This window comes from Bradyrhizobium sp. Pha-3 (genome assembly GCF_042258325.1).
In the GTDB taxonomy this organism is placed as follows: Bacteria; Pseudomonadota; Alphaproteobacteria; order Rhizobiales; family Xanthobacteraceae; genus Bradyrhizobium; species Bradyrhizobium elkanii.
Window position 1 is genome coordinate 1,715,008 of the sequence record NZ_CP170151.1, and the last position, 23,933, is coordinate 1,738,940.

Sequence of the window (23,933 nt, forward strand, 5' to 3'; positions counted from 1 at the left end):
TTGAGGAAGACATGGGATTCAAATGCGGGATCGTCGGGCTGCCTAACGTCGGCAAGTCGACGCTGTTCAATGCGCTGACCGAGACGGCGGCCGCCCAGGCGGCGAACTATCCGTTCTGCACCATCGAGCCGAACGTTGGCGAGGTCGCGGTACCCGATCCGCGGCTGGAGAAGCTCGCGGCGGTCGCGAAGTCCGCGCAGATCATTCCGACCCGGCTGACCTTCGTCGACATCGCGGGCCTCGTCCGCGGCGCGTCGCAGGGCGAAGGCCTCGGCAACCAGTTCCTCGCCAACATCCGCGAGGTCGACGCCATCGCCCATGTGGTGCGCTGCTTCGAGGATTCCGACATCACCCATGTCGAAGGCAAGATCGCGCCGCTCGCCGACATCGAGACCATCGAGACCGAGCTGATGCTGTCCGACCTCGACAGCTTGGAGAAGCGCGTCGACAACCTGTCGAAAAAGGCCAAGGGCAACGACAAGGAAGCCAAGGAGCAGCTCGAGCTCGTCAACCGCGCGCTGGTGCTGCTGCGCGACGGCAAGCCGGCGCGTGCGCTGGAGCGCAAGCCGGAGGAGGAGCGGGCGTTCCGCATGCTCGGGCTCCTGACCTCGAAGCCCGTGCTCTACGTCTGCAACGTCGAGGAAGGCTCGGCCAAGGACGGCAACAATTTCTCCAAGGCGGTGTTCGAACGCGCGAAGGAGGAGGGCGCGGTCGCGGTCGTGATCTCGGCCAAGATCGAATCCGAAATCGCGACGCTGTCGCGTGAAGAACGCACCGACTTCCTGGAGACGCTGGGCCTGGAAGAGGCCGGGCTCGATCGGCTGATCCGCGCCGGCTACCGGCTGCTCGATCTCATCACCTATTTCACAGTCGGCCCCAAGGAAGCGCGCGCCTGGACCATCGACCGCGGCACCAAGGCGCCCGCCGCCGCCGGCGTGATCCATACCGATTTCGAGAAGGGCTTCATCCGCGCCGAGACCATCGCCTATGCCGATTACATCGCCGGCAACGGCGAAGCCGGCGCGCGCGACGCCGGTAAGCTGCGGCTTGAAGGCAAGGAGTACGTCGTCGCCGACGGCGACGTCATGCATTTCAGATTCAATACCTGAGCAGGCGATCGCCAGCTGCGCGCAACGGCGGCGGCAAACTGAGCCTTGCTTTCTCCCCACGTCGTCCCGGGCAAGCGAAGCGCGACGCGGGACCCATAACCACAGGGTTGCGTTGTTGAAGCGAGCTGTGGCCCCAGCTCGCTCCATCCCACGTCCTGTGGTTATGGGTCCCTGCTTTCGCAGGGACGACATCGAGTGTGGGGGGCGCTCTTTCTCACGTCGTCCCGGGCAAGCGAAGCGCGACCAGGGACCCATAACCACAGGGTCGCGTTGTTGAAGCGGGCTGTGGCCCCAGCTCGCTCTATCCCCACGTCCTGTGGTTATGGGCTCCTGCCTTCGCAGGGACGACATCGAGTATGGGGGTGGCGCTCTTTCCCACGTCGTCCCGGGCAAGCGAAGCGCGACCCGGGACCCATAACCACAGGATTGCGTTGTCGAAACGAGCTGTGGCCCCAGCTCGCTCCATCGCCACGTCCTGTGGTTATGGGTCCCCGCTTTCGCAGGGACGACACTGAGTGTGCGGGCGGCGCTCTTTCCCACGTCGTCCCGGGCAAGCGCGGCGCGACCCGGCAACTGTTATGTTGGTTTGGTCTGCAGGTACGGCTTTCGGTCTCGCATCATGGCATTGAGGACCGTGAGCAGCTTCCTGGCGACGGCGATGAGGGCGAGTTTGGCTGGTTTTCCGGCCTGTCGCAGTCGTGCATAGAAGGCCTTGAACGGATCAGCTCTGCGAACTGCGTTGAGGGCCGCCATATAAAGGGCGTCACGAACGCGCTTTCGGCCGCCCGCAATCTTGCGCTTGCCGCGGAAGGCGCCGCTGTCGACGTTGAAGGGAGCAAGGCCAGCGAGCGCTGCGAGTTGTTTCGGTCCGACCCGCCCGAGTTCCGGCATCTGCGCGATGAGCTGTATGCAGGCCACGGGACCCACGCCGGGCAGCGAACGCATTAACTTCGCATCGTCCGCGATCTGCGCTTCGGCTTTAATCAATGCGCTGATGTCGGCCTCGATCTCGGCGATCTCGCTGTCGAGGACCTCGATGAGGCGGCCAATGCGTTCGGCCATGGCGCGATCGTCGGCCTCGCTGCGCCGGTTCTTCTCCTGGGCGCGCATGAGGACCAGCTGATCCCGCCGTTTTGCAAGCCTCGCCAAGGCGCCCCGTGCAGGATCGGCGACCTGCTCGGGGGCGGGCTGCATGGCCCGCGCAAAGGCCGCCAGCATCCGCGCATCGATCGGATCGGTCTTGGCGAGCAGGCCGCTGGCCCGTGCAAAGTCGCGGGCACGGGCCGGGTTGATCCGTGCGAACTGGATCCCGGCCTGACGCAGCGCCTCGCGAAGCGCGAGGTCATAGATACCCGTCGCCTCGAAGACCACCAGCGCATCGCATTGCCAACGCGCCACCTGCTGTGTGATGGCCTGTGTCGCGTTGGCAATGCGCCTCGGCACGCCGTCAGCCTCATCAAAGATATCGAGGTGTTTTTTGGAGACGTCGATTCCGACGTAACGAAGAGCTATGATCACGGTGCCTGTCCCTGTGATGCGAGGTCTGTTGGCGCAGCCTCGTGCAACTGTTCAGGTTGATAGATGGAACGGGCGGGAGACCGAGCCGGCTCGCGGCGTCAAGCGCCAAGGACCCAACGGCTTCCCGCCCACCCACATCCTGACAGACTTCCAAGACACAGGGACCCATACGCCGCGGCCCCCGTTGTTGCGCAAACTGGTTGTCGCCTTTGCTGCCTACCAACATCGGTGGTTATGGGTCCCGGCTTTCGCCGGGACGACATCGAGTATGGGGGTGGCGCCTAGATCACCGATCCGCGCGCCCGATCACGTCCATCAGCTCGGCGATCTTGCGCCGCTGGTCGGCCTTGTCGCCGGACGAGATCGCATGCTCGACGCAATGCGCCACATGATCGCGGAGGACTTCTTCCTCGACGCGGCGCAGCGCCGCGCGCGCGGCCGCGATCTGCGTCACCACGTCGATGCAATAGCGGTCGTCCTCGACCATGGCGGCCAACCCGCGGATCTGACCTTCGATCCGTTTGAGCCGTTTTAAGCAGGATGTCTTGACCTCGTCTCTCATAGGTCTCATATACCCCCCTAGGGTATGCAAATCAAGAGGCCGGGTTAGCGGCCGGGAAGAGTTTCGTGGCACACGCAAAGCACGACCATTCGCACGCGGATCATCACCACAACGGCGCGGCCGCGCATTCCTGCTGCGGCGGCAAGCATGATCACGACACGACGCCGGCCGAGGCGGCGTTCGCGATCGATCCGGTCTGCGGCATGAAGGTCAACCCGGCGACCGCCAAGCACCGCTTCAGCTACAAGGGCGAGGAGTACCTGTTCTGCAGCGGCCGCTGCCGCGAGCGCTTTGAGGCCGAGCCGGAGAAATTCCTCAAGCCGCGTGAACCCGAACCGCCCGCGCCCGCGGGCACCATCTACACCTGCCCGATGCACCCCGAGGTGCGCCAGGTCGGCCCCGGAAGCTGCCCGATCTGCGGCATGGCGCTGGAGCCCGAGCAGGTCTCGCTCGACGACGGACCGGATCCTGAACTGATCGACATGACGCGGCGATTCTGGATCGGCCTCGCACTGACCTTGCCGGTGTTCGTGCTCGAGATGGGCAGCCATCTCGGGCTGATGCATCTGGTGCCACAGGGCTGGTCGAACTGGATCTCGTTCGTGCTGGCGACGCCGGTCGTGCTGTGGGCCGGCGCGCCGTTCTTCGTGCGCGGCTGGCAGTCGCTCGTCACCCGCAATCTCAACATGTTCACGCTGATCGCGATGGGCACCGGCGTCGCCTATGTCTACAGCGTGGTCGCGACACTGGCGCCGCAGCTGTTCCCGCCCGCGTTTCGCGACATGCACGGCGCGGTCGCGGTGTATTTCGAGGCGGCGGCCGTGATCACGGTGCTGGTGCTGCTCGGCCAGGTGCTGGAATTGCGCGCCCGCGCGCAGACCTCGGGCGCGATCCGCGCGCTGCTCGGCCTCGCGCCCAAGACCGCGCGGCGCATCACCGAGCATGGCGACGAGGACATCGACATCGACGCAATCAAGGTCGGCGACCGCCTGCGCGTGCGGCCGGGCGAGAAGGTGCCTGTCGACGGCGTCGTCGTCGAGGGCAGTGCAGTCATCGACGAGTCCATGGTCACAGGCGAGTCGATGCCGGTCACGAAGGCCGAAGGCGAGAGGGTGATCGGCGGCACGGTCAACCAGAGCGGTGGCCTCGTGATGCGCGCCGAGAAGGTCGGCCGCGACACGATGCTGTCGCGGATCGTCGACATGGTGGCGAAGGCGCAGCGCTCGCGTGCGCCGATCCAGCGGCTCGCCGATCGCGTCGCCGGCTGGTTCGTGCCGGCGGTGATCGCCGCCGCCGTGCTCGCCTTCATCGCCTGGACGGTGTTCGGCCCCGAGCCGCGCCTGACCTTCGCGCTGGTCGCCGCCGTCACGGTGCTGATCATCGCCTGCCCGTGCGCGCTGGGATTGGCGACGCCGATGTCGATCATGGTCGGTGTCGGCCGCGGCGCGCATTCCGGCATCCTGATCCGCGACGCGCAGGCGCTGGAGCGGATGGAGGCGATCGATACGCTGGTCATCGACAAGACCGGTACGCTCACCGAGGGCAAGCCGAAGGTCGTGCGCGTCATTGCCGCCGAAGGGGTTGGCGAGAGTGATCTGCTGCGCCTGGCAGCCAGCGTCGAACAGGGCAGCGAGCATCCGCTGGGGCAGGCGATCATCGCCGCTGCCAGCGAGCGCAAGCTTGCATCCGCCGCCGTCAGCAATTTTGCCTCGCCCTCCGGCAAGGGCGCGACCGGCACGGTCGACGGCAGGCAGGTTGCGCTCGGCAACGCGGTGCTGATGGCCGAGTTGAAGATCGCGACGGCCGCGCTCGACCAGACGGCCGAGGCCGCGCGGCGGGACGGCGCGACGGCGATCTATGTCGCGGTCGATGGCCGCATCGCCGGGGTGATCGCGATTGCCGATCCGGTCAAGCCGTCCGCGACGAGCGCGCTGCAGGCGCTGCGTGCCGAGGGCCTGCGCATCGTGATGTTGACCGGCGACAATGAGACCACCGCGCGCGCGGTGGCGAAGACGCTCGGCATCGACGAGGTCGAGGCCGGCGTCCTGCCGGAGCGCAAGAGCGAGGTCGTGCAACGGCTGCGTGGCGAGGGGCGCACCGTCGCGATGGCAGGCGACGGCGTCAATGACGCGCCGGCGCTCGCCGCTGCCGATGTCGGCATCGCGATGGGCGGCGGCACCGACGTCGCGATCGAGAGCGCCGGCATCACGCTTTTGACCGGCGACCTGATGGGCCTCGTGCGCGCGCGGCGGCTGTCGGTCGCGACCATGCGCAACATCCGCCAGAACCTGGCGTTCGCGTTCGTCTACAACGCGGCAGGCGTGCCGATCGCAGCCGGCGTGCTGTATCCGCTGTTCGGCATCCTGCTGTCGCCGATGGTCGGCGCCGCCGCGATGGCGCTGTCCTCGGTCAGCGTGATCGGCAATGCGCTCAGGCTTTCGCGGGTGAAGCTGGATTGAGCCAGCAAGATCGGTAGCCCGGATGAAGCGCAGCGTAATCCGGGGCCGGTCTCGCCACGTGGAGATGACCCCGGATTTCGCTTCGCTGCATCCGGGCTACAAGACTTCGGCCGGCAGCAGAAGCTGCGCGCGGCGTTCCATCTCGGCGTCGAGCCAGGTTGCGAGATCCTCGCTCACCGCGACCATCGGCAGCCGTACCTCGGGGCTGTCGATCAGCCCCTGCCGCCACAGCCAGTGCTTGGCCGGCGCGGGGCTCGGTTCGGCGAACAACAGCCTCGTCAGGCCGACGACGCTCTGCCAGGCAGCCAGCGCCGCGTCGCGCTGGCCCTGCTGCAACAGCGTGCGGATCGCAGCGAATGTGTTTGTTTCCAGATGTGCGGACAGCAGGATCGCGCCGTCGGCGCCGTCCGAGAGCGCGTCGAAAGTCTGCGCATCCTCGCCGGTCAGCACGCGGAAGCCGGCCGGCCGGCGGTTGAGGAAGTCGATCGACTGCGCGCGGTCGGCACAGCAATCCTTCATGCTGACGATGTTCGGATGGTCCGCGAGCGCCAGCAGCGTCTCGTTGGTCAGGTTCACCGCCGTGCGATAGGGGATGTTGTAAAGCACGATCGGCCACGACGTGTGATCGGCGAACGCGTTGAAGTGCTGCACGAGTCCGCGTTGCGAGGGTCTGATATAATAGGGGCTTGCGATCAAATAGCCGTTGATCGGCCAGTCGGCCGTGTCGTCCAGCGCTTCCTTCATCCTGGCGGTCGAGGCGCCGGAGAGCCCGAGGCAGACCGGCAAATGGCGGGAGCTGGCACTGAGCTCGTCGAGCACGACGCTCACCAGGCCCTCCAGCTCGTCCATGCTGAGCGCCATGCCCTCGCCTGAGGTTGCGCCGAGAATGAACCCGTCGACGGGGCCATTGGCGTAGTGCCGTACGAGACGCCGCAGCGAGGTGACGTCGAGCTCGCCGTTACGGAATGGCGTGATCAGGGGCAGCCAGAGGCCCTGCAATTGCTGGTGTAGATCGGTCATGTTCCATCTCCTCAAGAAGGCAAGGCCGGAGACGGGACCAACAAAAAACCCCGTCCAGGCGGCGGGGTTTCGGGATCGGTTTGAATGCGAAGGTGATCTTATCGCGCGCGATCTCGTGTCCCCGGGAGGGGAGCTTTTTTCGACGACAGAACGGCGCACGAAGTCGTGATCATGGGATAATGATGCTGCGCTGCGAGGTTGTTGTCAATGCACATGCTGATCGGCGCGTGCGGCGCGTTTTGCGCATGACGTGAAGATGAAAAGGCACGGCGAAGAAAAAAAGCCGGGCTCAAGTGAGCCCGGCTTAAGGTATTGGCCACGTGAGGCCGACACAATCACCTTCCAAGAGGGATTACTGAACTTCCGCGCCACTGGAGGAGGGGGACATATGCGCGACGCGAACGCTCAGCGTGTAAGCACTATGATCCCCATCGACGCCTTGCAGCAACTATCCAGGTCGCATGTCAGTCATGCGGAGACCGGGGGCAGCACGGATATCCCTATAAACCAGCCCTATAAGGGCCGCTTAATCACGACGGCCAGCGCTGCGCCTTGCTGACCACGAAATCGCGGAACACCTGCACGCGGGCCACCGTCTTCAGCTCTTCCGGATAGACGAAGTAGGTGTCGAGCGCGATCGAGTCGGATTCGCCGAACAGCTGCACGAGGTTGTTCTGTTCGACCAGATAGTCCGGCAGCGCGGCGATGCCGAGGCCCTGCTGGCAGGCGCGCACGAGACCAAGGATGTTGTTGACCTTGAAGTAGGGCTCGCGCGGACCGGAGCCGTTGCGGCCGGCATCGATCAGCCAGCTGCGGTTCTGCAGATGCGGCGGCACCTGCGAGTCGCCGAGCATGATGATGCGGTGCGAGTCGAGATCATCGAGCGTGCGCGGCGTGCCGAAGCGCTTGATGTATTCCGGCGAGCAATAGGCATGGAAGCCGATCGAGAACAGCTTGCGCTGGATCAGGTCCGGCTGGGTCGGCTTGCGGGTGCGGATCGCGACGTCGGCCTCGCGCATCGAGAGGTCGAGATCCTCGTCGGTGACGATCAGCGAGATCCGGATGTCGGGATAGAGCGCGGTGAACTCGTCGAGCCGCGGGATCAGCCAGTTGATGCCGAGCGCCGGCGGCGTCGTGATCTTGAGGTCGCCGCTCGGCCGCTCGCGGCTGTCGGTGAGCTTTGCGCGGGCCGCCTGCAGCTGCATGAACACGTCATGCGCGGTGCGGAACAAGAGGTCGCCCTGTTCGGTGAGGATCAGGCCGCGGGCGTGGCGGTGAAACAGCGACACCGAGAGCTCCTGCTCCAGCGCGCTGACTTGGCGGGAGACCGCCGATTGCGACAGGCCAAGCTGTTCGCCGGCATGCGTGAAGCTGCCCGCCTCCGCCGCTGCGTGAAAGACCTTCAGCTTGTCCCAATCCATATCCGTAAATCCGTCGCGAGATCGTGCCATGATTATTCCGCCGCTGCGCGATCGCTCGCGCGAAGAGCCAGGAAGCGTTCCGCCTCGAGCGCAGCCATGCAGCCGAGGCCGGCGGCGGTGACCGCCTGCCGGAAGGTTTCATCCGCCACGTCGCCCGCGGCGAACAGGCCGGGCATCGAGGTCGCGGTGGAGTTCGGCGCGACCTCGACATAGCCCGACGGTTTCAGCTTGATCTGGCCTTTGACGAGCTCCGTCGCCGGCGCATGGCCGATCGCGATGAAGACGCCGTCGGTCTTGAGGTTCGTGAGCGCGCCGGTCTTGACGTTCTTCAGCCGCACATGGGTGACCTTGTTCGGGTTCTCCGATCCGCAAATCTCGTTGATCGCCGAATCCCACACCACCTTGATCTTGGGATTCTTGAACAGCCGCTCCTGCAGGATGCGCTCGGCGCGGAAATGATCGCGGCGATGCACGATGGTGACCTGGGAGGCGTGATTGGTCAGGTACATCGCTTCCTCGACCGCGGTGTTGCCGCCGCCGACCACCACGACGTTCTTGCCGCGGTAGAAGAAGCCGTCGCAGGTCGCGCAGGCCGACACGCCGCCGCCCTGGAACTTTGCTTCCGAGGGCAGGCCGAGCCAGCGCGCCTGGGCGCCGGTGGCGAGGATCACGGTCTCGGCGAGATAGACGTCGCCGGAATCGCAGGTCAGGCGAAACGGGCGCTGGCCGAGTTCCAGCTTGTTGACGTGATCGGTGACGATCTTGGTGCCGACATGGGCCGCCTGCTTCTCCATCTGCTCCATCAGCCAGGGGCCCTGGATCACATCGGCGAAGCCGGGATAGTTCTCGACGTCGGTGGTGATGGTGAGCTGCCCGCCCGGCTGGATGCCCTGGATCAGCACCGGCTCGAGCATCGCGCGTGCCGCGTAGATCGCTGCGGTGTAGCCGGCGGGGCCGGACCCGATGATGACGACCTTGGCGTGGACAGGCGCGGGCATTAGCTGATCCCTCTCTTCTGGGGACTTTGACGGGGACTTGTGTGGGAAGCACCCCGGAGGCAGGTCACGGCGGTGCTAAAAGTGTCAAATCCAAGTCTAGGATATCTGGGAAGCTATGCAAGATTTGCAATCCATGGCAGCGATTTTTCCCCGGAACTGAAGTCACATTCGCGAAATCGTGCGCTGCACGCGCAATAAAATTGCGCAATGCCGGCTGGCTGCGCTATGAGAGTTGCCGGCGGACCTGCCAAGCTTCCAAACCCTTAGGGAACTGTAGTCGCGTGTCGAAGAACCTTGACGAGATCGACCTCAAAATCCTCGCCGAGATCCAGGCCGATGGCCGAATCACCAATGTGGAACTGGCCAAACGCGTCGGTATCTCGCCGCCGCCCTGCCTGCGCAGGGTCCGGGCGCTGGAGGAGGAAGGCTACATCCAGGGATACCGCGGCCTGCTCGATCCGCGCCGCCTCGGCTACGACGTCACGGTGTTCGCCTCGGTGCATCTGTCGAGCCAGGCCGACGCCGATCTCCGCGCCTTCGAGAATTTCGTGCGCGCCGAGCCGCTGGTGCGGGAATGCTGGATGCTGTCGGGCGAAGTCGACTTCATCCTCAAATGCGTCGCGCCCGACATGGCGACGTTCCAGGATTTCGTCACCCATCTGACGGCGGCGCCGCATGTGCGCAACGTCAGGACGTCACTGGTGCTGCACAACTCGAAATACGAGGCCGCGGTGCCGCTGGGATTGAAGGCGGTCGGCTGACGCGATCCATGACGTGATTGCTTCGCGCAGCGACGCTTGAATCGGACGACGTGCATTTCGGCTGATCGCTTTCTTCTCCCTCCCCCTGAAAGGGGGAGGGCAGGGTGGGGTCAAGCCGCAAGCGAGAGCGTTGCGTGGAAACAGATCCCCACCCGGTTTGCACTTTCAGCGCAAACCGACCTCCCCTTTGCAAGGGGGAGGTGAGATCGCGCTGCTACCTTTTCCCCATCGCAGCGTCGACGCTGATCGGGCCCGGACCCGAGGTCGCGAGGTAGAGGCAGGCAAAGCAGAACAGGATCGCCGCGGTGCCGTTGTTGAGCAGCGGCAGGAACACCGGCTCGGCCGGGTTCTTGAACATGTGGCCGAGGAAATAGGCGAACGCCATCTCGCCCGACAGGATGAACGCGACCAGCCGCGAGAACAGGCCGAGCATCAGGAGCGCGCCGAGCACCAGTTCAAGCCAGCCCGCAGCCTGGATCAACGGCGGGATATTGGCGAAATACGCGACCACCGGAAACTTGAAGATCTTCGCGACGCCGTACTGAAACAGCAGCAGTCCGGTGATGAACCGGAACAGGCTGAGCGCCACCGGCTGAAACTTGGAGAACATCTGGTCCATTGTCATTGACCCCCTGTTTGACACACTGGAACGTTGCAAGATGCAGAAACACACGGTGTCCGCCACCAGAGTGTGATGTCAACACCTTGCGCCTGGAATCATTCCTCGCGCGATGGCAGTTGCGAGAGAACGTGGCAGCGGCACGGTGACGCGCAGCGATGCGTGTTGCGACGCGATCGTCAGCCCGAACTCCGTCCCCCGACATGATTATACTGCATAATAATGTCACGGCCTCACTGGCATGGCGTGCAGCGGCTCTCCACTCACATTGCTGTCAGACCGGGGTGAAACGCGGGGCATAAAAAAAGCCGCGTGCGGGACGCGGCTTTTCTGCACCAGTCACGTGAAGGTAACTACCGCCACTCGACCTTGGTGATCTCGTAGGCCTTGGCGCCGCCCGGCGCCATCACCTCGACGGTGGTCCCCTTCTTCTTGCCGATCAGCGCGCGCGCAAGCGGCGAGGTGATGGAGATGCGGCCCTTCTTGGCATCGGCCTCGACTTCGCCGACGATCTGCCACACCGCCTTCTTCTCGGTGTCCTCATCGATCAGCGTCACGGTCGCGCCGAACTTGATGGTGTCGCCTGACAGTTTCGAAATGTCGATGATGTCGGCGCGCGCGAGCTTGTCCTCGAGCTCGGCGATGCGGCCCTCGTTGTGCGACTGCTCTTCCTTGGCGGCGTGATACTCGGCGTTCTCGGAGAGATCGCCGTGCGAGCGCGCTTCCGCGATGTGTTCGATGATGCGCGGACGATCCACCGATTGGCGATGCTTCAACTCGTCCGTCAGCGCGGCGTATCCGCCCGCGGTCATCGGAACCTTATCCATCATCTTCGTCCTTCATCGCGCGCGCCCGGCGGCCGTGCACGAATATCCAGTTCAGCTAACGCAGGAATCAGGGCGCCAACGCGCCCGGAAGCCCAGTGATTTTCGGCCCCGCTAAGGGCCGTGACAACATCCAATCGCGCGGTGAGTTCCAGCCATTCGGCTAATTGACCGCTTCGGGCCTTCAGCCCGGGCAGCGGTCAGCTTTCGGAAAAGTAACTCTGAAGCGTGCGGACCTCAAGGTCCCCGGCCCGATAGGCCCGGATTCCCCGTGCGGCCGCCACCGCGCCCGAAAGAGTGGTGTAATATGGCACTTTATGCAAGAGGGCAGCCCGCCGCAGCGAGCGGCTGTCGGCCAGCGCCTGCGGACCTTCGGTGGTATTGAAGACAAGCTGGACGTCGCCATTGGTGATGGCGTCGACGATGTGCGGACGGCCTTCGAGCACCTTGTTCACCTTTTCCGTCGGCACGCCGTTGTCGCTGAGGTAGCGCTGCGTGCCCGAGGTTGCCATCACCTTGAAGCCGAGCGAGTGCAACAGCCGCACCGCATCCGCGATGCGCATCTTGTCGTCGCCGCGCACCGAGACGAACACCGTACCCTGCCGCGGCACGCGCGTGCCGCCGCCGAGCTGGCTCTTCGCGAACGCGACCTCGAAGGAGCGGTCGATACCCATCACTTCGCCGGTCGAACGCATTTCCGGTCCGAGCACGGTGTCGACGCCGGGGAAGCGCGCGAACGGGAATACCGATTCCTTCACGCCGACATGTCCGAGCTTCTTCTTCTTCAGCTTGAAGTCGGCGAGCTTCTCGCCGGCCATGATCCGTGCCGCGATCTTGGCGACCGGCGTGCCGATCACCTTGGCGACGAACGGCACGGTGCGGGATGCGCGCGGGTTGACCTCGAGCACGTAGATCTCGCCATCCTTGATGGCGTATTGCACGTTCATCAGGCCGACCACGTCGAGCCCGAGCGCGAGTTCGCGGGTCTGCCGCTCCAGCTCCTCGATGGTCTTGGCGTCGAGCGAATGCGGCGGCAGCGAGCAGGCGGAGTCGCCGGAATGGATGCCGGCTTCCTCGATGTGCTCCATGATGCCGACGATGAAGGTGTCCTTGCCGTCGCAGAGGCAGTCGACGTCGACTTCGGTCGCGTCGGACAGATAGCGGTCGAACAGCAGCGGATTCTTGCCGAGCACGGTGTTGATCTGCCCGGTCTTGTCGTTCGGGTAGCGCGCCTTGATGTCGGCGGGCACCAGCTCAGGCAGCGTTCCCAGCAGGTAGTCGTTGAGCTGGTTCTCCTCGCGGATGATCTGCATCGCGCGGCCGCCGAGCACGTAGGACGGACGCACCACCAGCGGCAGGTCGAGATCGGCGGCGACCAGGCGGGCCTGCTCGACCGAATAGGCGATGCCGTTCTTCGGCTGCTTGAGACGCAGCTTGTCGAGCACGCGCTTGAAGCGGTCGCGGTCCTCGGCGAGGTCGATCGCGTCGGGCGAGGTGCCGAGGATCGGCACTTCGGCGGCTTCGAGCGCGCGGGCAAGCTTCAGCGGGGTCTGGCCGCCGAACTGCACGATCACGCCGTGCAGCGTGCCGTTCTTGCGCTCGGTCGCGATGATCTCCAGCACGTCTTCGGCGGTGAGCGGCTCGAAATACAGCCGGTCGGCGGTGTCGTAGTCGGTCGATACCGTTTCCGGGTTGCAGTTGACCATGATGGTCTCGTAACCGGCGTCCTCGAGCGCGAAGCAGGCGTGGCAGCAGCAATAGTCGAACTCGATGCCCTGGCCGATGCGGTTCGGGCCGCCGCCGAGGATGATCACCTTCTTGCGGTCCGACGGCGCGCTCTCGTCGGCAAACTCACCGGCGAACGGCCGCTCATAGGTCGAATACATGTAGGCGGTCGGCGAAGCGAATTCCGCCGCGCAGGTGTCGATGCGCTTGAACACCGGGCGCACCCCGAGCGCGTGGCGCTTGGCGGTGACGTCGGCCTCGGTGGTCTCCGTGAGCACGGCGAGCCGCGCGTCCGAGAAGCCCATCGCCTTCAGCATTCGCATCGCGAACGCATTGGTCGGCAGGCCGCTGCTGCGGATCTTGCCTTCCATCTCGACGATGGCGCGCAGCTCCGCGAGGAACCAGGGATCGATCTTGCAGGAATTGAAGATATCCTCGTTCGACCAGCCGAGCCGCATCGCCTGCGCGACCTGCAGCAGGCGGTTCGGCGTCGGCGTGCCGAGCGCTGCGCGGATCGCGTTCTTGTCGTCGCTGCGGCCGAGGCCTTCGATGTCGATCTCGTCGAGGCCGGTCAGCCCGGTCTCGAGCCCGCGCAGGGCCTTCTGCAGGCTCTCCTGGAAGGTGCGGCCGATCGCCATCACCTCGCCGACCGACTTCATCGAGGTGGTCAGCGTGGAGGAAGCGCCGGGGAATTTCTCGAAAGCAAAGCGCGGAATCTTGGTGACGACGTAGTCGATCGTCGGCTCGAACGAGGCCGGCGTCGCGCCGCCGGTGATGTCGTTGGCGATCTCGTCGAGCGTGTAGCCGATCGCGAGCTTGGCCGCGACCTTGGCGATCGGGAAGCCGGTGGCCTTCGAGGCCAGCGCCGACGAGCGCGACACGCGGGGATTCATCTCGATCACGACCATGCGGCCGTCGTCCGGATTGATGCCGAACTGCACGTTGGAGCCGCCGGTCTCGACCCCGATCTCGCGCAGCACCGCAATCGATGCGTCGCGCATGATCTGGTATTCCTTGTCGGTGAGCGTCAGCGCCGGCGCCACCGTGATGGAATCGCCGGTGTGCACGCCCATCGGATCGACGTTCTCGATCGAGCAGATGATGATGCAATTGTCCTTCTTGTCGCGCACCACCTCCATCTCGAACTCTTTCCAGCCGAGAACGGATTCCTCGATCAGCACCTCGTTGGTCGGCGAGGCGTCGAGGCCGCGCTCGATGATGTCGAGATATTCTTCCTTGTTGTAGGCGATGCCGCCGCCGGTGCCGCCGAGCGTGAAGGAGGGGCGGATGATCGCGGGCAGGCCGATGTCGGACAGCGCCATCAGCGCTTCGGCCAGGGCCTGCTGCTGGTAGCGCTTGCGCCGCTCGTTCTCGCCGCCTTCCCACTGCCGTTCGAAGGCTTCGAGCTCAGGGCCGGACAGCTTGGCCTGATCGGCGAGGTACTTGTCGCGGTCGGACTTCTTCAGCGCCGACGCATTGGCGAGCCGCGACCTCGGCGTCTGCAGCCCGATTTTCTCCATGGCGTCGCGGAACAGCTGGCGGTCCTCCGCCTTGTCGATGGCGTCGGCGGTGGCGCCGATCATCTCGACGTCGAACTTCTCCAGCGTACCCTGCTTGCGCAGCGACAGCGCGCAGTTCAGCGCGGTCTGGCCGCCCATGGTCGGCAGCAGCGCGAAGCCGCCGGGCAGGACGTAGCGTTCCTTTTCGATGATCTTGGCGACGATTTCGGGCGTGATCGGCTCGATATAGGTCGCGTCCGCCAGCTCCGGGTCGGTCATGATCGTGGCCGGGTTGGAATTGACCAGGACGATCCGATAGCCCTCTTCCTTGAGCGTCTTGCAGGCCTGCGTGCCGGAATAGTCGAACTCGCAGGCCTGGCCGATCACGATGGGACCGGCGCCGATGATCAGGATGGTGGAGATGTCGGTTCTTTTGGGCATCAGCTCTCGCGGACTGGAATTTGGGCACAAAAAAAGGGCGCGCTTCCCGCGCGTCCCTCGAGCCATGCGCTACATCTTGTAGCGCCGGAAGCGCGATCCTTCGCGCGCGGGTGGTCTTTAGACCAGTTTCCGCACCCGCGAAACCCCCAAAAGCGCCCCATCAACCGCGATTCTGGGGGAAATTCCTCGTTCGACGCATGGCCAGGTGGGGGCGAGGGATGTTGGAGGGGGCTACCGGCCCGGCTTCGCCCTGCGGGCTACGCCGCGGCAGCCTTCGCCACGAGAAGGCTTGCCGAGCCGAAGCTGCGTCAGCAGCGAAGGCTGGAGGCCCGGCCTGGATTTGAACCAGGATAAACAGTGTTGCACCACTGCCGCGTCGACGCTTCCGCCACCGGGCCGAGCGGATCATTGCTGATTATTTCAGCCGCCGCCATGTTTCCTTCTGGGTAACGTTAACGCGTCGTGCAACCCTGGATCAGTGGTGCGCCACGAACGTCATCCGCCACGGATTGTGCCCGATGTTGCGCGGCGCGCGCGTGGCGCTGAAGCCGGCGGCGCCGAGCTTCGCGATCATCTCGTCTTCGCGGTAGCGCTGCAGTCCGATCCTTGTGCGCAGCTGGCGGTAGTCGGACAGTGCGGTTGAAGCCAGCCCGACCAGCGCATCGCGCAGGAAGCCGTGGGTCGCCGCAAAGCGCAGCAGCGCCACGACATCCCTCGCCATGCCGACTTCGGGCCGCAGGATATCGCCGAGCACGAACCGGCCGGAGGGCTTCAGCACGCGGTGGATCACGTCGAACGCGGAATCGAGCTCCTGCGGCGTCATGTATTGCGCGACCGAGTTCATCACCACGAGGTCGATCGAATCCGCGTCCATGTGCTTCAGATCATCGAGCGAGCGGACACGGATTCGGGTGTCGGGCGCAAAGCGCGCGACCAGACGGCCGCGTACGCCGGGCGCCGGCTCCGCCAGATAGAGCTGGGCGCAGGCATTGGCGACCTTCGCCGCCGACAGCGCCTCGCCGCAGGCATAATCGAGCACCACGGCATCCGGCGAAGCGATGTAGCCGATGATGTCGTTCGCGATGATCTGGAAATGCAGGTCACGGTGCAGTCGGCTCGCATAGATCGTATGCGTGGAATCGTAATAATCGATCCATTCATCCATCGCGTTTGGTATCCGGCAGAACGGGTTCCTGGCCCCAGGAACGGGTGGGCTGATGATGCGTTAGCGGTCCGGCGGCCAATGTTCAATGCGCCGAAATACGGGTTCCTAACAGGAAGGTCCAACGTGAGCAAAGCCAAGACTGACAAGATCTCGCCCGATCTCGACACGCCGAGCGACCTGCCGCAGGCTGCGGTGGACACGATCTCGGCCTCGCTCAACACGCTTCTGGCTGATGCCTTCGCGCTCTACCTGAAGACCAAGAATTTCCATTGGCACGTCAGCGGCCGGCATTTCCATGATTACCATTTGTTGCTGGACGAGCAGTCGGAGGCGATCTTCGCGACCACCGACCAGCTCGCCGAGCGGGTGCGCAAGCTTGGCGGCGCGACGCTGAAGTCGATCGGCGATATCGCCAGGCATCAGACCATCAAGGACAATGACGACGATTATGTGCCGCCGCGCGAAATGCTGCGCGAGTTGATGGAAGACAATAAGCACATGGCCGCCGCGATGCGCAAGGCGCACAAGCTGGCCGACGACCAGGAGGACTCCGGCACCGCAGGCCTGCTCGAAACCTTCATCGACGAAACCGAGCGCCGCACCTGGTTCCTGTTCGAGGCAAGCCGCCAGGAAGGCAGCAACGCGGCGTAGCTGCGCGCCCGCACCCGCGAGGAAGCAATCCGGAGCTGTTTGCTCCGGATTGCTTTGCCAGGGTCGCTGTCTGGCCGCTCGGCAGCGGTCAGTGCGGTTGAAGCTTACTGAGCCGAGAGACCCACCGTCGTCTGCGATCTCTCGATCGGCGGAGGATTCCACTTTCCGGTCAGCGCCTCCGATTTCGGACCGTAGAGGCGCATGGTCAGGTTGAAGGCTCCCTTCGGCGCCGGAAGCCAGTTGGCTTCCTTGTCCTTGCCTGGATTCTCGTTCTGGAAGTAGAGATCGAGCGAGCCGTCCGGGTTGTATTTGAACGGCATCCAGCTGGACACAGCGAAGCGGTTCAGCACGTTACCGACCTGGAATCCTTCCTGGTCGTAGAGCGTGATCGACCAGAAGGCATTGACCGGCGGGGTGGCGCCCTTGTCGAACGTGATCGTATACTTGTTAGCGCCGTCGAGCGGTTTGCCGGTACTGTCGGCGAGATTGAGCGGATAAATGGCGTCCTCCGGCAGGTTGGCGCCAAGCCCGACCTGCGCGACAATAGCACGCTTCAAATAGTAGTTGCCGTAAACGCCCATCGTGTCGGTGTTCATCGACCAGCCATTCGCAACGCGCGCCAGCGTCGGCACCTTCCACGCCATCAGCTTCTGCCCGTCCTGCGGCGCTGTCTCCAGTGCCCGTTGCAGGACCGGGTCGAGCTTGCTGATTTCAAAGCTCTTGCCAGGCTCGATGCCTATCTTCTTCATCTGCGCGATGATCGGCTCATCGGTGATGTGCGGCGGGTGAAGCTTGAGTAGCTCTGCGGCTTGCGCAAAGTAGACACCGGCCGACATGGTATCGACCTGCACCTTCGGCGCCGTCTTCATGTCGATGCCGGGATCGATCCTGACCTCGGTCGGCTTCGGCGTCTTGCCGAACTCGGACAGCAGCGTGACCTTGTAGCCGGCCTGGATCTTGTGGACCGCATCATAGTCCGGCGGGCCGTCCGTCTTGGTGCGGCCGATGACCCAGACGTAAGGCGTCGGCGCGTCGATGCGCTGGGTATCCTTCGGAAGCTTGAACTCCTCCGCAAACCTGTCGCGCAGATCAGGCCGCCATCCCGGGGCCGTCACCAGAAAGGTCCCCGCTTTGGTACCCGTGGTGCGCCAGCCGGGCGAGGCGAACACATCCGACCACATGTCCAGCATGGGCAGCAAATAGAAGCGTCCATCGGTATCGGGAACGGAGACGACAACCGGCTCCTTGGTCATGTCCAGCCATGAAACGGAATAGAGCGTATCGAAGTTGGACCGCACCACGCCCTTGAAATTCGCCGGTGGGTATTCGGGGATGTTGACGAAGGTGTTCATCGGGCCCTTGAAGTTCTCTTTGCCGGGCTCGACGTTGGTGAACTGCTTTCGCGTGATGTCCATCGTCAGGAGCGGGTAGAAGTAAATATAGGCGTCCACCGCGATCGCGTGCGCCTCCTGCTCGTTGATTGCTGGGGCCGTCTGAGCCAGCGCTGCAGGCGCGGCAGCCGCGCCGATGCAGAGAGACAATGTCAGCGTCAGAATTCCTCGAAACATGTCGAATTCTCCTCTTCTGATATGTGTTGCGGTTGCTTGTGGGAAGCGCGGAGCATCTGATGCCGTCAGGTGATGTGTATGACCTCCATTGCTCATGCAAAAAAGCAGCAGCGGACGCGGAAGCTCTGTCGCTCCCGCAGATGAATCGCGTGCCTTAAGGTGTCATTGGCGGCATAAATCGCCGCAGCGATGCTGACTTAAATCAAGGTTCTTTGAAAAGTGATGCCGGCAGGCTTAACGTTGAAAAGGGCTGCACTACCTCCACGCGTGGCACTCTAGCACGGGCAGGAAGCGGGAGCGAGTAGCGCTCAATATGGCGACAGGTCGAATCGTCAGCGGCCTTCCGTGATCACGGGCATTCTCTGCCCGCATAGTTTCGGGAATCCGTTGAGCGCGCAAAAAGAGCCCCACGCATAACGATTGGGCTACGTAATTCCGATAATCAATTTAGGTTGCCTGTATCCTGTCACCTTCCCCAAGGGGGAGAACGACGCACAGCCCGTTCGAGAATCTTGAATCCTAGCGCTTCCACAGCCGCACCAGCGGCCCGTCCTTGCCCATCACCGGATCGGTCGCGGGGGGCGCGACCAGCGGGATCGTCTTCAGCGCCCTGGCGCGGTTCTCGGGCGTCGGCCGCTGCAGATCCATCGGCGGGCCCGGCGGATAGGCGCCGACCACGCAGAAATCGTCGCTCGCCGACAGGCATTGATGCCCGGTGCCGGCCGGCAGGATCGCGACGTCGCCTGCTACGATCTCCAGCGCCCGCCCGTGGTCGCCGCCAAACTGCACGCGCGCGCGGCCGCGCGCGACGCCCAGCACCTCGTGCACGGTGGCGTGGTAATGCGCGAAGTCGTAGACGCCGTTGCGCCACATCGCGCCCCAGCCGTTCTTGCCGAACAGCTGCTCGATCGTGGCCTCGGGATTTTTGCTGACGTCGACCGTGGCCTTGTAGACCAGGAACGGCATCGGGTTGTTTGGCACCAGGCCGTCGTCCTGGAAGACGATGGTCAGGGGCTCGATATCGGCACGGACGACCGACATGGTGGCTCTCCAGCGTTGCGAGGTGCCGTGGTCTCCAGACCAACAAAGCGTCGGTCCGCAAACCGTTCCAGCTAGATTTTGAACTTCAGCACGTCTTCCTTGAATTTGAGTCCGTGCCCGGGCCGCTCCGGCGCGGTGATCATGCCGTTGGCGATCTCGGGCGGGTCGACCCAGAGATCGTCGATCAGCGCCATGTTCTCGCACCAGATGCCGTTCGGAATCGAAGCCAAGAGGTGCACATTGAGTTCAGGAAACAAATGCGGCGCGATGGTGATGCCGAACGTGTCCGCGAGCGCCGCGATCTTGCGCAGGTCGGTCATGCCGCCGCGCATCGGGTCGGGTTGCAGGATCGGCAGGCAGGGATTCAGAAAGAACGGCCGCAGATCGTAGCGCGTGAAATGCGTCTCGCCGCCGACGACGCGCATGTCCAGCGCCGCCGCGATGCGCTGATAGCCGGCGAAATCATCGGCCGGCACCGGCTCCTCGAGCCAGTAGATATCGTACTTCTCGAACTTGCGTCCCATCTCGATGGCGACATCGGCGCTCCAGCCCATGTTGACGTCGATCATGATGTCGATGTCGGGCCCGAGCGCCTCGCGCATGCGGCGCACATTGTCGAGGTCCTGCGCGGGCGTGTGAACATGCGCGACCTGCATCTTGATCGCCTTGTAGCCCTGCTTCACGAAATGCAGCGCTTTCTCGATCATTCCGTCGCCGCCGGCGCCCCGGAAGCAGCCGGAACCATAGATCGGGATTTCCGAGCGATAGTGCCCCCACAGCCGGTGCAGCGGCAGGCCGGCGCGTTTCCCCACCGCGTCCCACAGCGCGATGTCGAGCGCCGACATGGCCATCGCAGCGATGCCGCCACGGCCATAGGTCATCGTCGCCGTCCACAGATCGCGCCAGATCGCCTCGATTGCGGTGGCGTCCTTGCCGATGACGCGCGGGATGATGCACTCATCGAGACAGGCCGCAATCGACTTCATCGCCGGCTTGAATACGAACAGGTAGCCCATGCCGGTGACACCGCCGGACGTCTCGACGTCGCAGATCAGAATGTCGCGCGTCGCGCCGAGCGCCGCGCCTTTCAGCCAGGGATCGTCGGCCCAGGGCAGCCGCAGCATCGTCACGCGGATGTCGCGGATGGTCATGTCTGAATGGGCTGAAATCATCGGCGTTCCCTTTCCAGGCCGGATCATGTTTGCCTGATCTCGGACAGGGAAACTCAATCACAGAGCGCAGGCCGCGATCCAGCGCGCTTCGTCATGGCTCCAATGCGCCAAGATCTGGCGCCAAGATCTGGCGCCAAGACGCGATTGCCTTCAGGCCGTCCTGGGCAACTCGAACACCAGGCAGGTCGTGGTGGCATGCGCGAGCAGCTTGCCCTTGTCGTCGGTGATGCGTGCTTCCGCGGTCGCAACCCGGCGCCCGGCGTTGAGCACGTGGCCCTCGGTGCGGATTTTGCCGGTGTCCTGGCTCATGCCGCGGACGAAGGAGATCTTGAACTCCAGCGTGGTGTAGCCAAAGCCCTGCGGCAGCGTGGTCTGCACCGCAAGCCCCATCGCGGAATCCAAGAGGATCGCGGTGTAGCCGCCATGCACCGAGCCGATCGGGTTGTAGTGGCGCAGGCCCGGGATGCTATGGATCACCACATGGCCGGTCTCGGCGGAGCAGTCGAACGGCTCGACATTCTCCATGATCGGCGGCTCCGGCAGGGTTCGGGCGAAGATGCCGCGCACGAAGTCGAGCCCCGGCATCGAGGCCATCACCGCCATCGAGGAGACGCCGTAGACGGGCTTCGGGGTGGCGGGGGCGGTCATGTCGGCATTTCCCGTGATGTGATGCGAAGACGCATTGTCGCTGTCGGTGCTAGCCGCGCACAACTGCTGTCATGCCCGGACTTGATCCGGGCATCCATCTTTCTTCAAGGGATGGATTGCCGGGTCAAGCCCGGCAATGACGATCGGGCTCTAAGCCGCGCGCCTGTTCTTCCGCATCAAATCGGCAAAGCGCTGGAACAGGTAATGCGAGTCGCGCGGGCCGGGCGAGGCTTCCGGGTGATACTGCACCGAGAATACCGGCTTGCCCTCGAGCGCGATGCCGCAATTGGAGCCGTCGAACAGCGAGATATGGGTCTGGGTCGCGCCTTTCGGCAACGTCGTCTGATCCACGGCAAAGCCGTGGTTCATCGAGGTGATCTCGACCTTGCCGGTGGTCTCGTCCTTGACCGGATGGTTGGCGCCGTGATGGCCCTGATGCATCTTCATGGTCTTGGCCCCGACGGCAAGGCCAAGCATCTGGTGGCCGAGGCAGATGCCGAACGTCGGCGTCCCCGAAGCGATCACCTTCTGGATGACGGGCACGGCATATTTGCCGGTCGCGGCGGGATCGCCGGGGCCGTTCGACAGGAATACGCCGTCCGGCTTCATCGCCAGGATGTCCTCGGCGGCGGTCGTCGCTGGCACCACGGTCACCTTGGCGCCGACGCCGGCGAGCAGGCGCAGGATGTTGCGCTTGATGCCGTAGTCGATCGCCACCACGTTGAATTCCGGCGCAGTCTGCTGGCCGAAACCGTTGCCCCACACCCAGGGCGTCTCATCCCAGGTGAAGCGCTGGCCCGAGGTGACCATCGGCACCAGGTCCATGCCCTCGAGGCCGGGCCATTCGCGGGCTTCTTCCTTCAGGCCGTGCAGGTCGAACTCGCCGTTCCTGGCGTGCGCGATCACCGCATTGGGCATGCCCTTGGAGCGGATCAGCGCGGTCAGCGCGCGGGTGTCGATGCCGGAGAGGCCGATGATGCCGCGCGCCTTCAACCACAGGTCGAGATGGCGGGTGGCGCGGTAATTCGAGGGATCCGTGATCGCCGAGCGCAGGATCACGCCGCGCGCGCCGGGCGTCGCGGCCATGTTCACCGTCTCGATGTCTTCCTCGTTGGTACCGACATTGCCGATATGCGGGAAGGTGAAGGTGATGATCTGGCCGGCATAGGACGGATCGGTGAGGATCTCCTCATAGCCGGTCATCGCGGTGTTGAAGCAGACCTCGCCGACGGCGTGGCCTTCCGCGCCGAGACCGAAGCCTTCCAGCACGGTACCATCGGCGAGCACAAGGAGCGCGGTCGGTTTATGGTCCGGCCAAGCGGGAGCGTTTTCGGATGTTGTCATGAGCCCTTTAAATAGACGCCGCACCCTGCGGCGTCAAAGCGAAAGGGCACGGATTCACACGGCAATACCGCCCGATTTGACAGGCCCGAACGGCCTTTTAATCTAAAGTTCCTTGTAACGGCCGTTTGCTTGCCGAAAATGACCCGTCCGGAGCTCCCGCATGGATAATACGATGCCGATCCTGCTCGTCCCGGGCCTCATCTGCTCGCCGCGGATTTTCGCCCCGGTCATCCCGGCGCTGTGGCGATGCGGGCCGGTGACGGTCGCCAACCATGTCAGGGACGACAATATGGGGGCGATCGCCCGCCGGATCCTGGCCGAGGCGCCGCCGCGCTTTGCGCTCGCCGGGCACTCGATGGGCGGCTACATCGCCTTCGAGATCATGCGGCAGGCGCCGGAGCGGGTTGCGAAGCTGGCGCTGATGAGCACCCAGGCGCGGGCCGACACGCCGGAAGCGACCGCACGCCGCCGCGGCATGATCGAGCGTGCCAAAAGCGGCCAATATCGCAGCGTGGTCGACGAGCTCTATCCGGGCTTCGTGCACCCGTCGCGGCAGGGCGATGCAAGTTTGCGCCAGATTGTCGACGACATGAGCGAGGACGTCGGCGCCGAGGCCTTCATCCGCCAGCAAAACGCGGTGCTCAGCCGGCCGGATTCGCGGCCGAGCATGGCCTGGATCAAGTGCCCGACACTGGTGCTGACGTCGGATACCGACAACACCGTTCCGAATTCGCTGTCGGACGAGATGGCCAACGGCATTCCCGGTGCCAGGCTCGTGGTGCTGGCCAATTGTGGTCACCTGCCGCAGCTGGAACAGCCGCAGGCCTGCGCCGACGCACTGGTCGAATGGCTGAGGAACTAGGTTGTTCTGCCGGTGCAAACTGCCTAGATGAGGGGATTGCTGGTTCAAGGACAACGAAATGCTGCGCGACGACATCAATACTGCGGTCAAGGAAGCGATGAAGGCGAAGGACGAGCGCAAGCTCTCCACGCTGCGCATGGTTAATTCGACCATCAAGAACGCCGACATCGACGCGCGCGGGCAGGGCAAGCCGCCACTCTCCGATGCCGACCTGCTCGGCCTGCTGCAGAAGATGATCAAGCAGCGCCAGGAGTCGGTCGAGCTCTACGACAAGGGCGGCCGCGCCGAGCTCGCCGCCCAGGAGCGCGAGGAAATCGCGGTGATCTCGGCGTACCTGCCGAAGCAGATGTCCGATGACGACGTGAAGGCCGCGATCTCGGCGATCATCGCCGAGACCAACGCTGCCGGCATCAAGGACATGGGCAAGGTGATCGGCGCGCTGAAGGCGAAATACGCCGGCCAGATGGATTTCGGCAAGGCCAGCGGCCTGGTGAAGGCGGCGCTGACGGGCTAGCCGTTCGTCCCG

20 protein-coding genes and 1 tRNA gene are annotated in these 23,933 nt (G+C 64.3%); 6 read left to right on the forward strand and 15 right to left on the reverse strand.

The genetic code is table 11. From position 1 onward, the window contains the following. Window positions 1-11: 11 nt before the first annotated feature. Entirely contained in the window at window positions 12-1,109 is a 1,098-nt protein-coding gene (gene ychF, locus ACE10X_RS08270) for a redox-regulated ATPase YchF (protein ID WP_018269814.1), read from the forward strand. A 576-nt stretch (window positions 1,110-1,685) separates the two neighbouring features. Here the strand turns inward: ychF and ACE10X_RS08275 are convergent. Beyond that, window positions 1,686-2,627 carry an IS110 family transposase gene (locus ACE10X_RS08275; RefSeq protein WP_375764151.1) on the reverse strand — a complete coding sequence of 314 codons (942 nt, stop codon included), beginning with the start codon at window positions 2,625-2,627 and terminating at the stop codon, window positions 1,686-1,688. A gap of 286 nt (window positions 2,628-2,913) precedes the next feature. Next, window positions 2,914-3,189: a metal-sensitive transcriptional regulator gene (locus ACE10X_RS08280; protein ID WP_018269815.1), complete on the reverse strand. Its 276-nt coding sequence runs from the start codon at window positions 3,187-3,189 to the stop codon at window positions 2,914-2,916. Window positions 3,190-3,254: 65 nt separating this feature from the next. On the opposite strand from ACE10X_RS08280, the gene ACE10X_RS08285 reads away from it, so the two are divergent. Next, the gene (locus ACE10X_RS08285) at window positions 3,255-5,648 is read left to right on the forward strand and encodes a heavy metal translocating P-type ATPase (RefSeq protein WP_038386883.1); all 2,394 of its coding nucleotides are present in this window, start codon (window positions 3,255-3,257) and stop codon (window positions 5,646-5,648) included. A 96-nt stretch (window positions 5,649-5,744) separates the two neighbouring features. Here the strand turns inward: ACE10X_RS08285 and ACE10X_RS08290 are convergent, their stop codons facing one another. The 3 genes from ACE10X_RS08290 to trxB form a co-directional block, all read right to left on the reverse strand. Next, window positions 5,745-6,668 (reverse strand): 4-hydroxy-tetrahydrodipicolinate synthase family protein, encoded by a 924-nt coding sequence (locus tag ACE10X_RS08290; protein WP_375764152.1) that lies wholly within the window; start codon window positions 6,666-6,668, stop codon window positions 5,745-5,747. A gap of 530 nt (window positions 6,669-7,198) precedes the next feature. Then, entirely contained in the window at window positions 7,199-8,119 is a 921-nt protein-coding gene (locus tag ACE10X_RS08295; RefSeq protein WP_028344089.1) for a LysR family transcriptional regulator, read from the reverse strand. Window positions 8,120-8,121: 2 nt separating this feature from the next. After that, entirely contained in the window at window positions 8,122-9,087 is a 966-nt protein-coding gene (trxB, locus tag ACE10X_RS08300; RefSeq protein WP_038386881.1) for a thioredoxin-disulfide reductase, read from the reverse strand. Between the two features lie 281 nt (window positions 9,088-9,368). Between trxB and ACE10X_RS08305 the strand changes: the two genes are divergently transcribed. Continuing rightward, window positions 9,369-9,848 carry an Lrp/AsnC family transcriptional regulator gene (locus ACE10X_RS08305; protein WP_016845095.1) on the forward strand — a complete coding sequence of 160 codons (480 nt, stop codon included), beginning with the start codon at window positions 9,369-9,371 and terminating at the stop codon, window positions 9,846-9,848. 214 nt (window positions 9,849-10,062) lie between these two features. Here the strand turns inward: ACE10X_RS08305 and ACE10X_RS08310 are convergent, their stop codons facing one another. From ACE10X_RS08310 to ACE10X_RS08330, 5 genes are all read right to left on the reverse strand, one after another. Further along, window positions 10,063-10,467, reverse strand: coding sequence for a DoxX family protein (locus ACE10X_RS08310; RefSeq protein WP_028344087.1), 405 nt, complete (start codon window positions 10,465-10,467; stop codon window positions 10,063-10,065). 353 nt (window positions 10,468-10,820) lie between these two features. Further along, window positions 10,821-11,294: a transcription elongation factor GreA gene (greA, locus tag ACE10X_RS08315; RefSeq protein ID WP_018269816.1), complete on the reverse strand. Its 474-nt coding sequence runs from the start codon at window positions 11,292-11,294 to the stop codon at window positions 10,821-10,823. A gap of 197 nt (window positions 11,295-11,491) precedes the next feature. Beyond that, window positions 11,492-14,956 carry a carbamoyl-phosphate synthase large subunit gene (gene carB, locus ACE10X_RS08320; RefSeq protein ID WP_304557540.1) on the reverse strand — a complete coding sequence of 1,155 codons (3,465 nt, stop codon included), beginning with the start codon at window positions 14,954-14,956 and terminating at the stop codon, window positions 11,492-11,494. Between the two features lie 322 nt (window positions 14,957-15,278). Next, window positions 15,279-15,354: transfer RNA gene (locus tag ACE10X_RS08325), tRNA-OTHER, on the reverse strand. Window positions 15,355-15,431: 77 nt separating this feature from the next. After that, on the reverse strand, window positions 15,432-16,121 hold the full coding sequence (locus ACE10X_RS08330; RefSeq protein ID WP_038386877.1) for a class I SAM-dependent methyltransferase: 690 nt from the start codon (window positions 16,119-16,121) through the stop codon (window positions 15,432-15,434). Between the two features lie 123 nt (window positions 16,122-16,244). On the opposite strand from ACE10X_RS08330, the gene ACE10X_RS08335 reads away from it, so the two are divergent. After that, complete coding sequence (locus ACE10X_RS08335) at window positions 16,245-16,772, forward strand: Dps family protein (protein WP_028344084.1); 528 nt, start codon at window positions 16,245-16,247, stop codon at window positions 16,770-16,772. Window positions 16,773-16,876: 104 nt separating this feature from the next. Here the strand turns inward: ACE10X_RS08335 and ACE10X_RS08340 are convergent, their stop codons facing one another. From ACE10X_RS08340 to carA, 5 genes are all read right to left on the reverse strand, one after another. Next, a complete protein-coding gene (locus ACE10X_RS08340) occupies window positions 16,877-18,340 on the reverse strand; it encodes a DUF1254 domain-containing protein (protein WP_038386876.1) in 1,464 nt (487 codons plus the stop codon). A 519-nt stretch (window positions 18,341-18,859) separates the two neighbouring features. After that, complete coding sequence (locus ACE10X_RS08345; protein ID WP_038386875.1) at window positions 18,860-19,381, reverse strand: hypothetical protein; 522 nt, start codon at window positions 19,379-19,381, stop codon at window positions 18,860-18,862. A gap of 71 nt (window positions 19,382-19,452) precedes the next feature. Next, window positions 19,453-20,553: a mandelate racemase/muconate lactonizing enzyme family protein gene (locus ACE10X_RS08350; RefSeq protein WP_162136673.1), complete on the reverse strand. Its 1,101-nt coding sequence runs from the start codon at window positions 20,551-20,553 to the stop codon at window positions 19,453-19,455. Window positions 20,554-20,703: 150 nt separating this feature from the next. After that, the gene (locus ACE10X_RS08355) at window positions 20,704-21,201 is read right to left on the reverse strand and encodes a PaaI family thioesterase (RefSeq protein WP_375764153.1); all 498 of its coding nucleotides are present in this window, start codon (window positions 21,199-21,201) and stop codon (window positions 20,704-20,706) included. A 150-nt stretch (window positions 21,202-21,351) separates the two neighbouring features. Next, entirely contained in the window at window positions 21,352-22,545 is a 1,194-nt protein-coding gene (gene carA, locus ACE10X_RS08360; protein ID WP_038386873.1) for a glutamine-hydrolyzing carbamoyl-phosphate synthase small subunit, read from the reverse strand. A gap of 160 nt (window positions 22,546-22,705) precedes the next feature. Between carA and ACE10X_RS08365 the strand changes: the two genes are divergently transcribed. Together ACE10X_RS08365 and ACE10X_RS08370 are read left to right on the forward strand one after the other, a co-directional pair. Next, on the forward strand, window positions 22,706-23,407 hold the full coding sequence (locus tag ACE10X_RS08365; RefSeq protein ID WP_038386872.1) for an alpha/beta fold hydrolase: 702 nt from the start codon (window positions 22,706-22,708) through the stop codon (window positions 23,405-23,407). 58 nt (window positions 23,408-23,465) lie between these two features. Further along, window positions 23,466-23,921, forward strand: coding sequence for a GatB/YqeY domain-containing protein (locus ACE10X_RS08370; RefSeq protein ID WP_028344077.1), 456 nt, complete (start codon window positions 23,466-23,468; stop codon window positions 23,919-23,921). Window positions 23,922-23,933 lie beyond the last annotated feature (12 nt).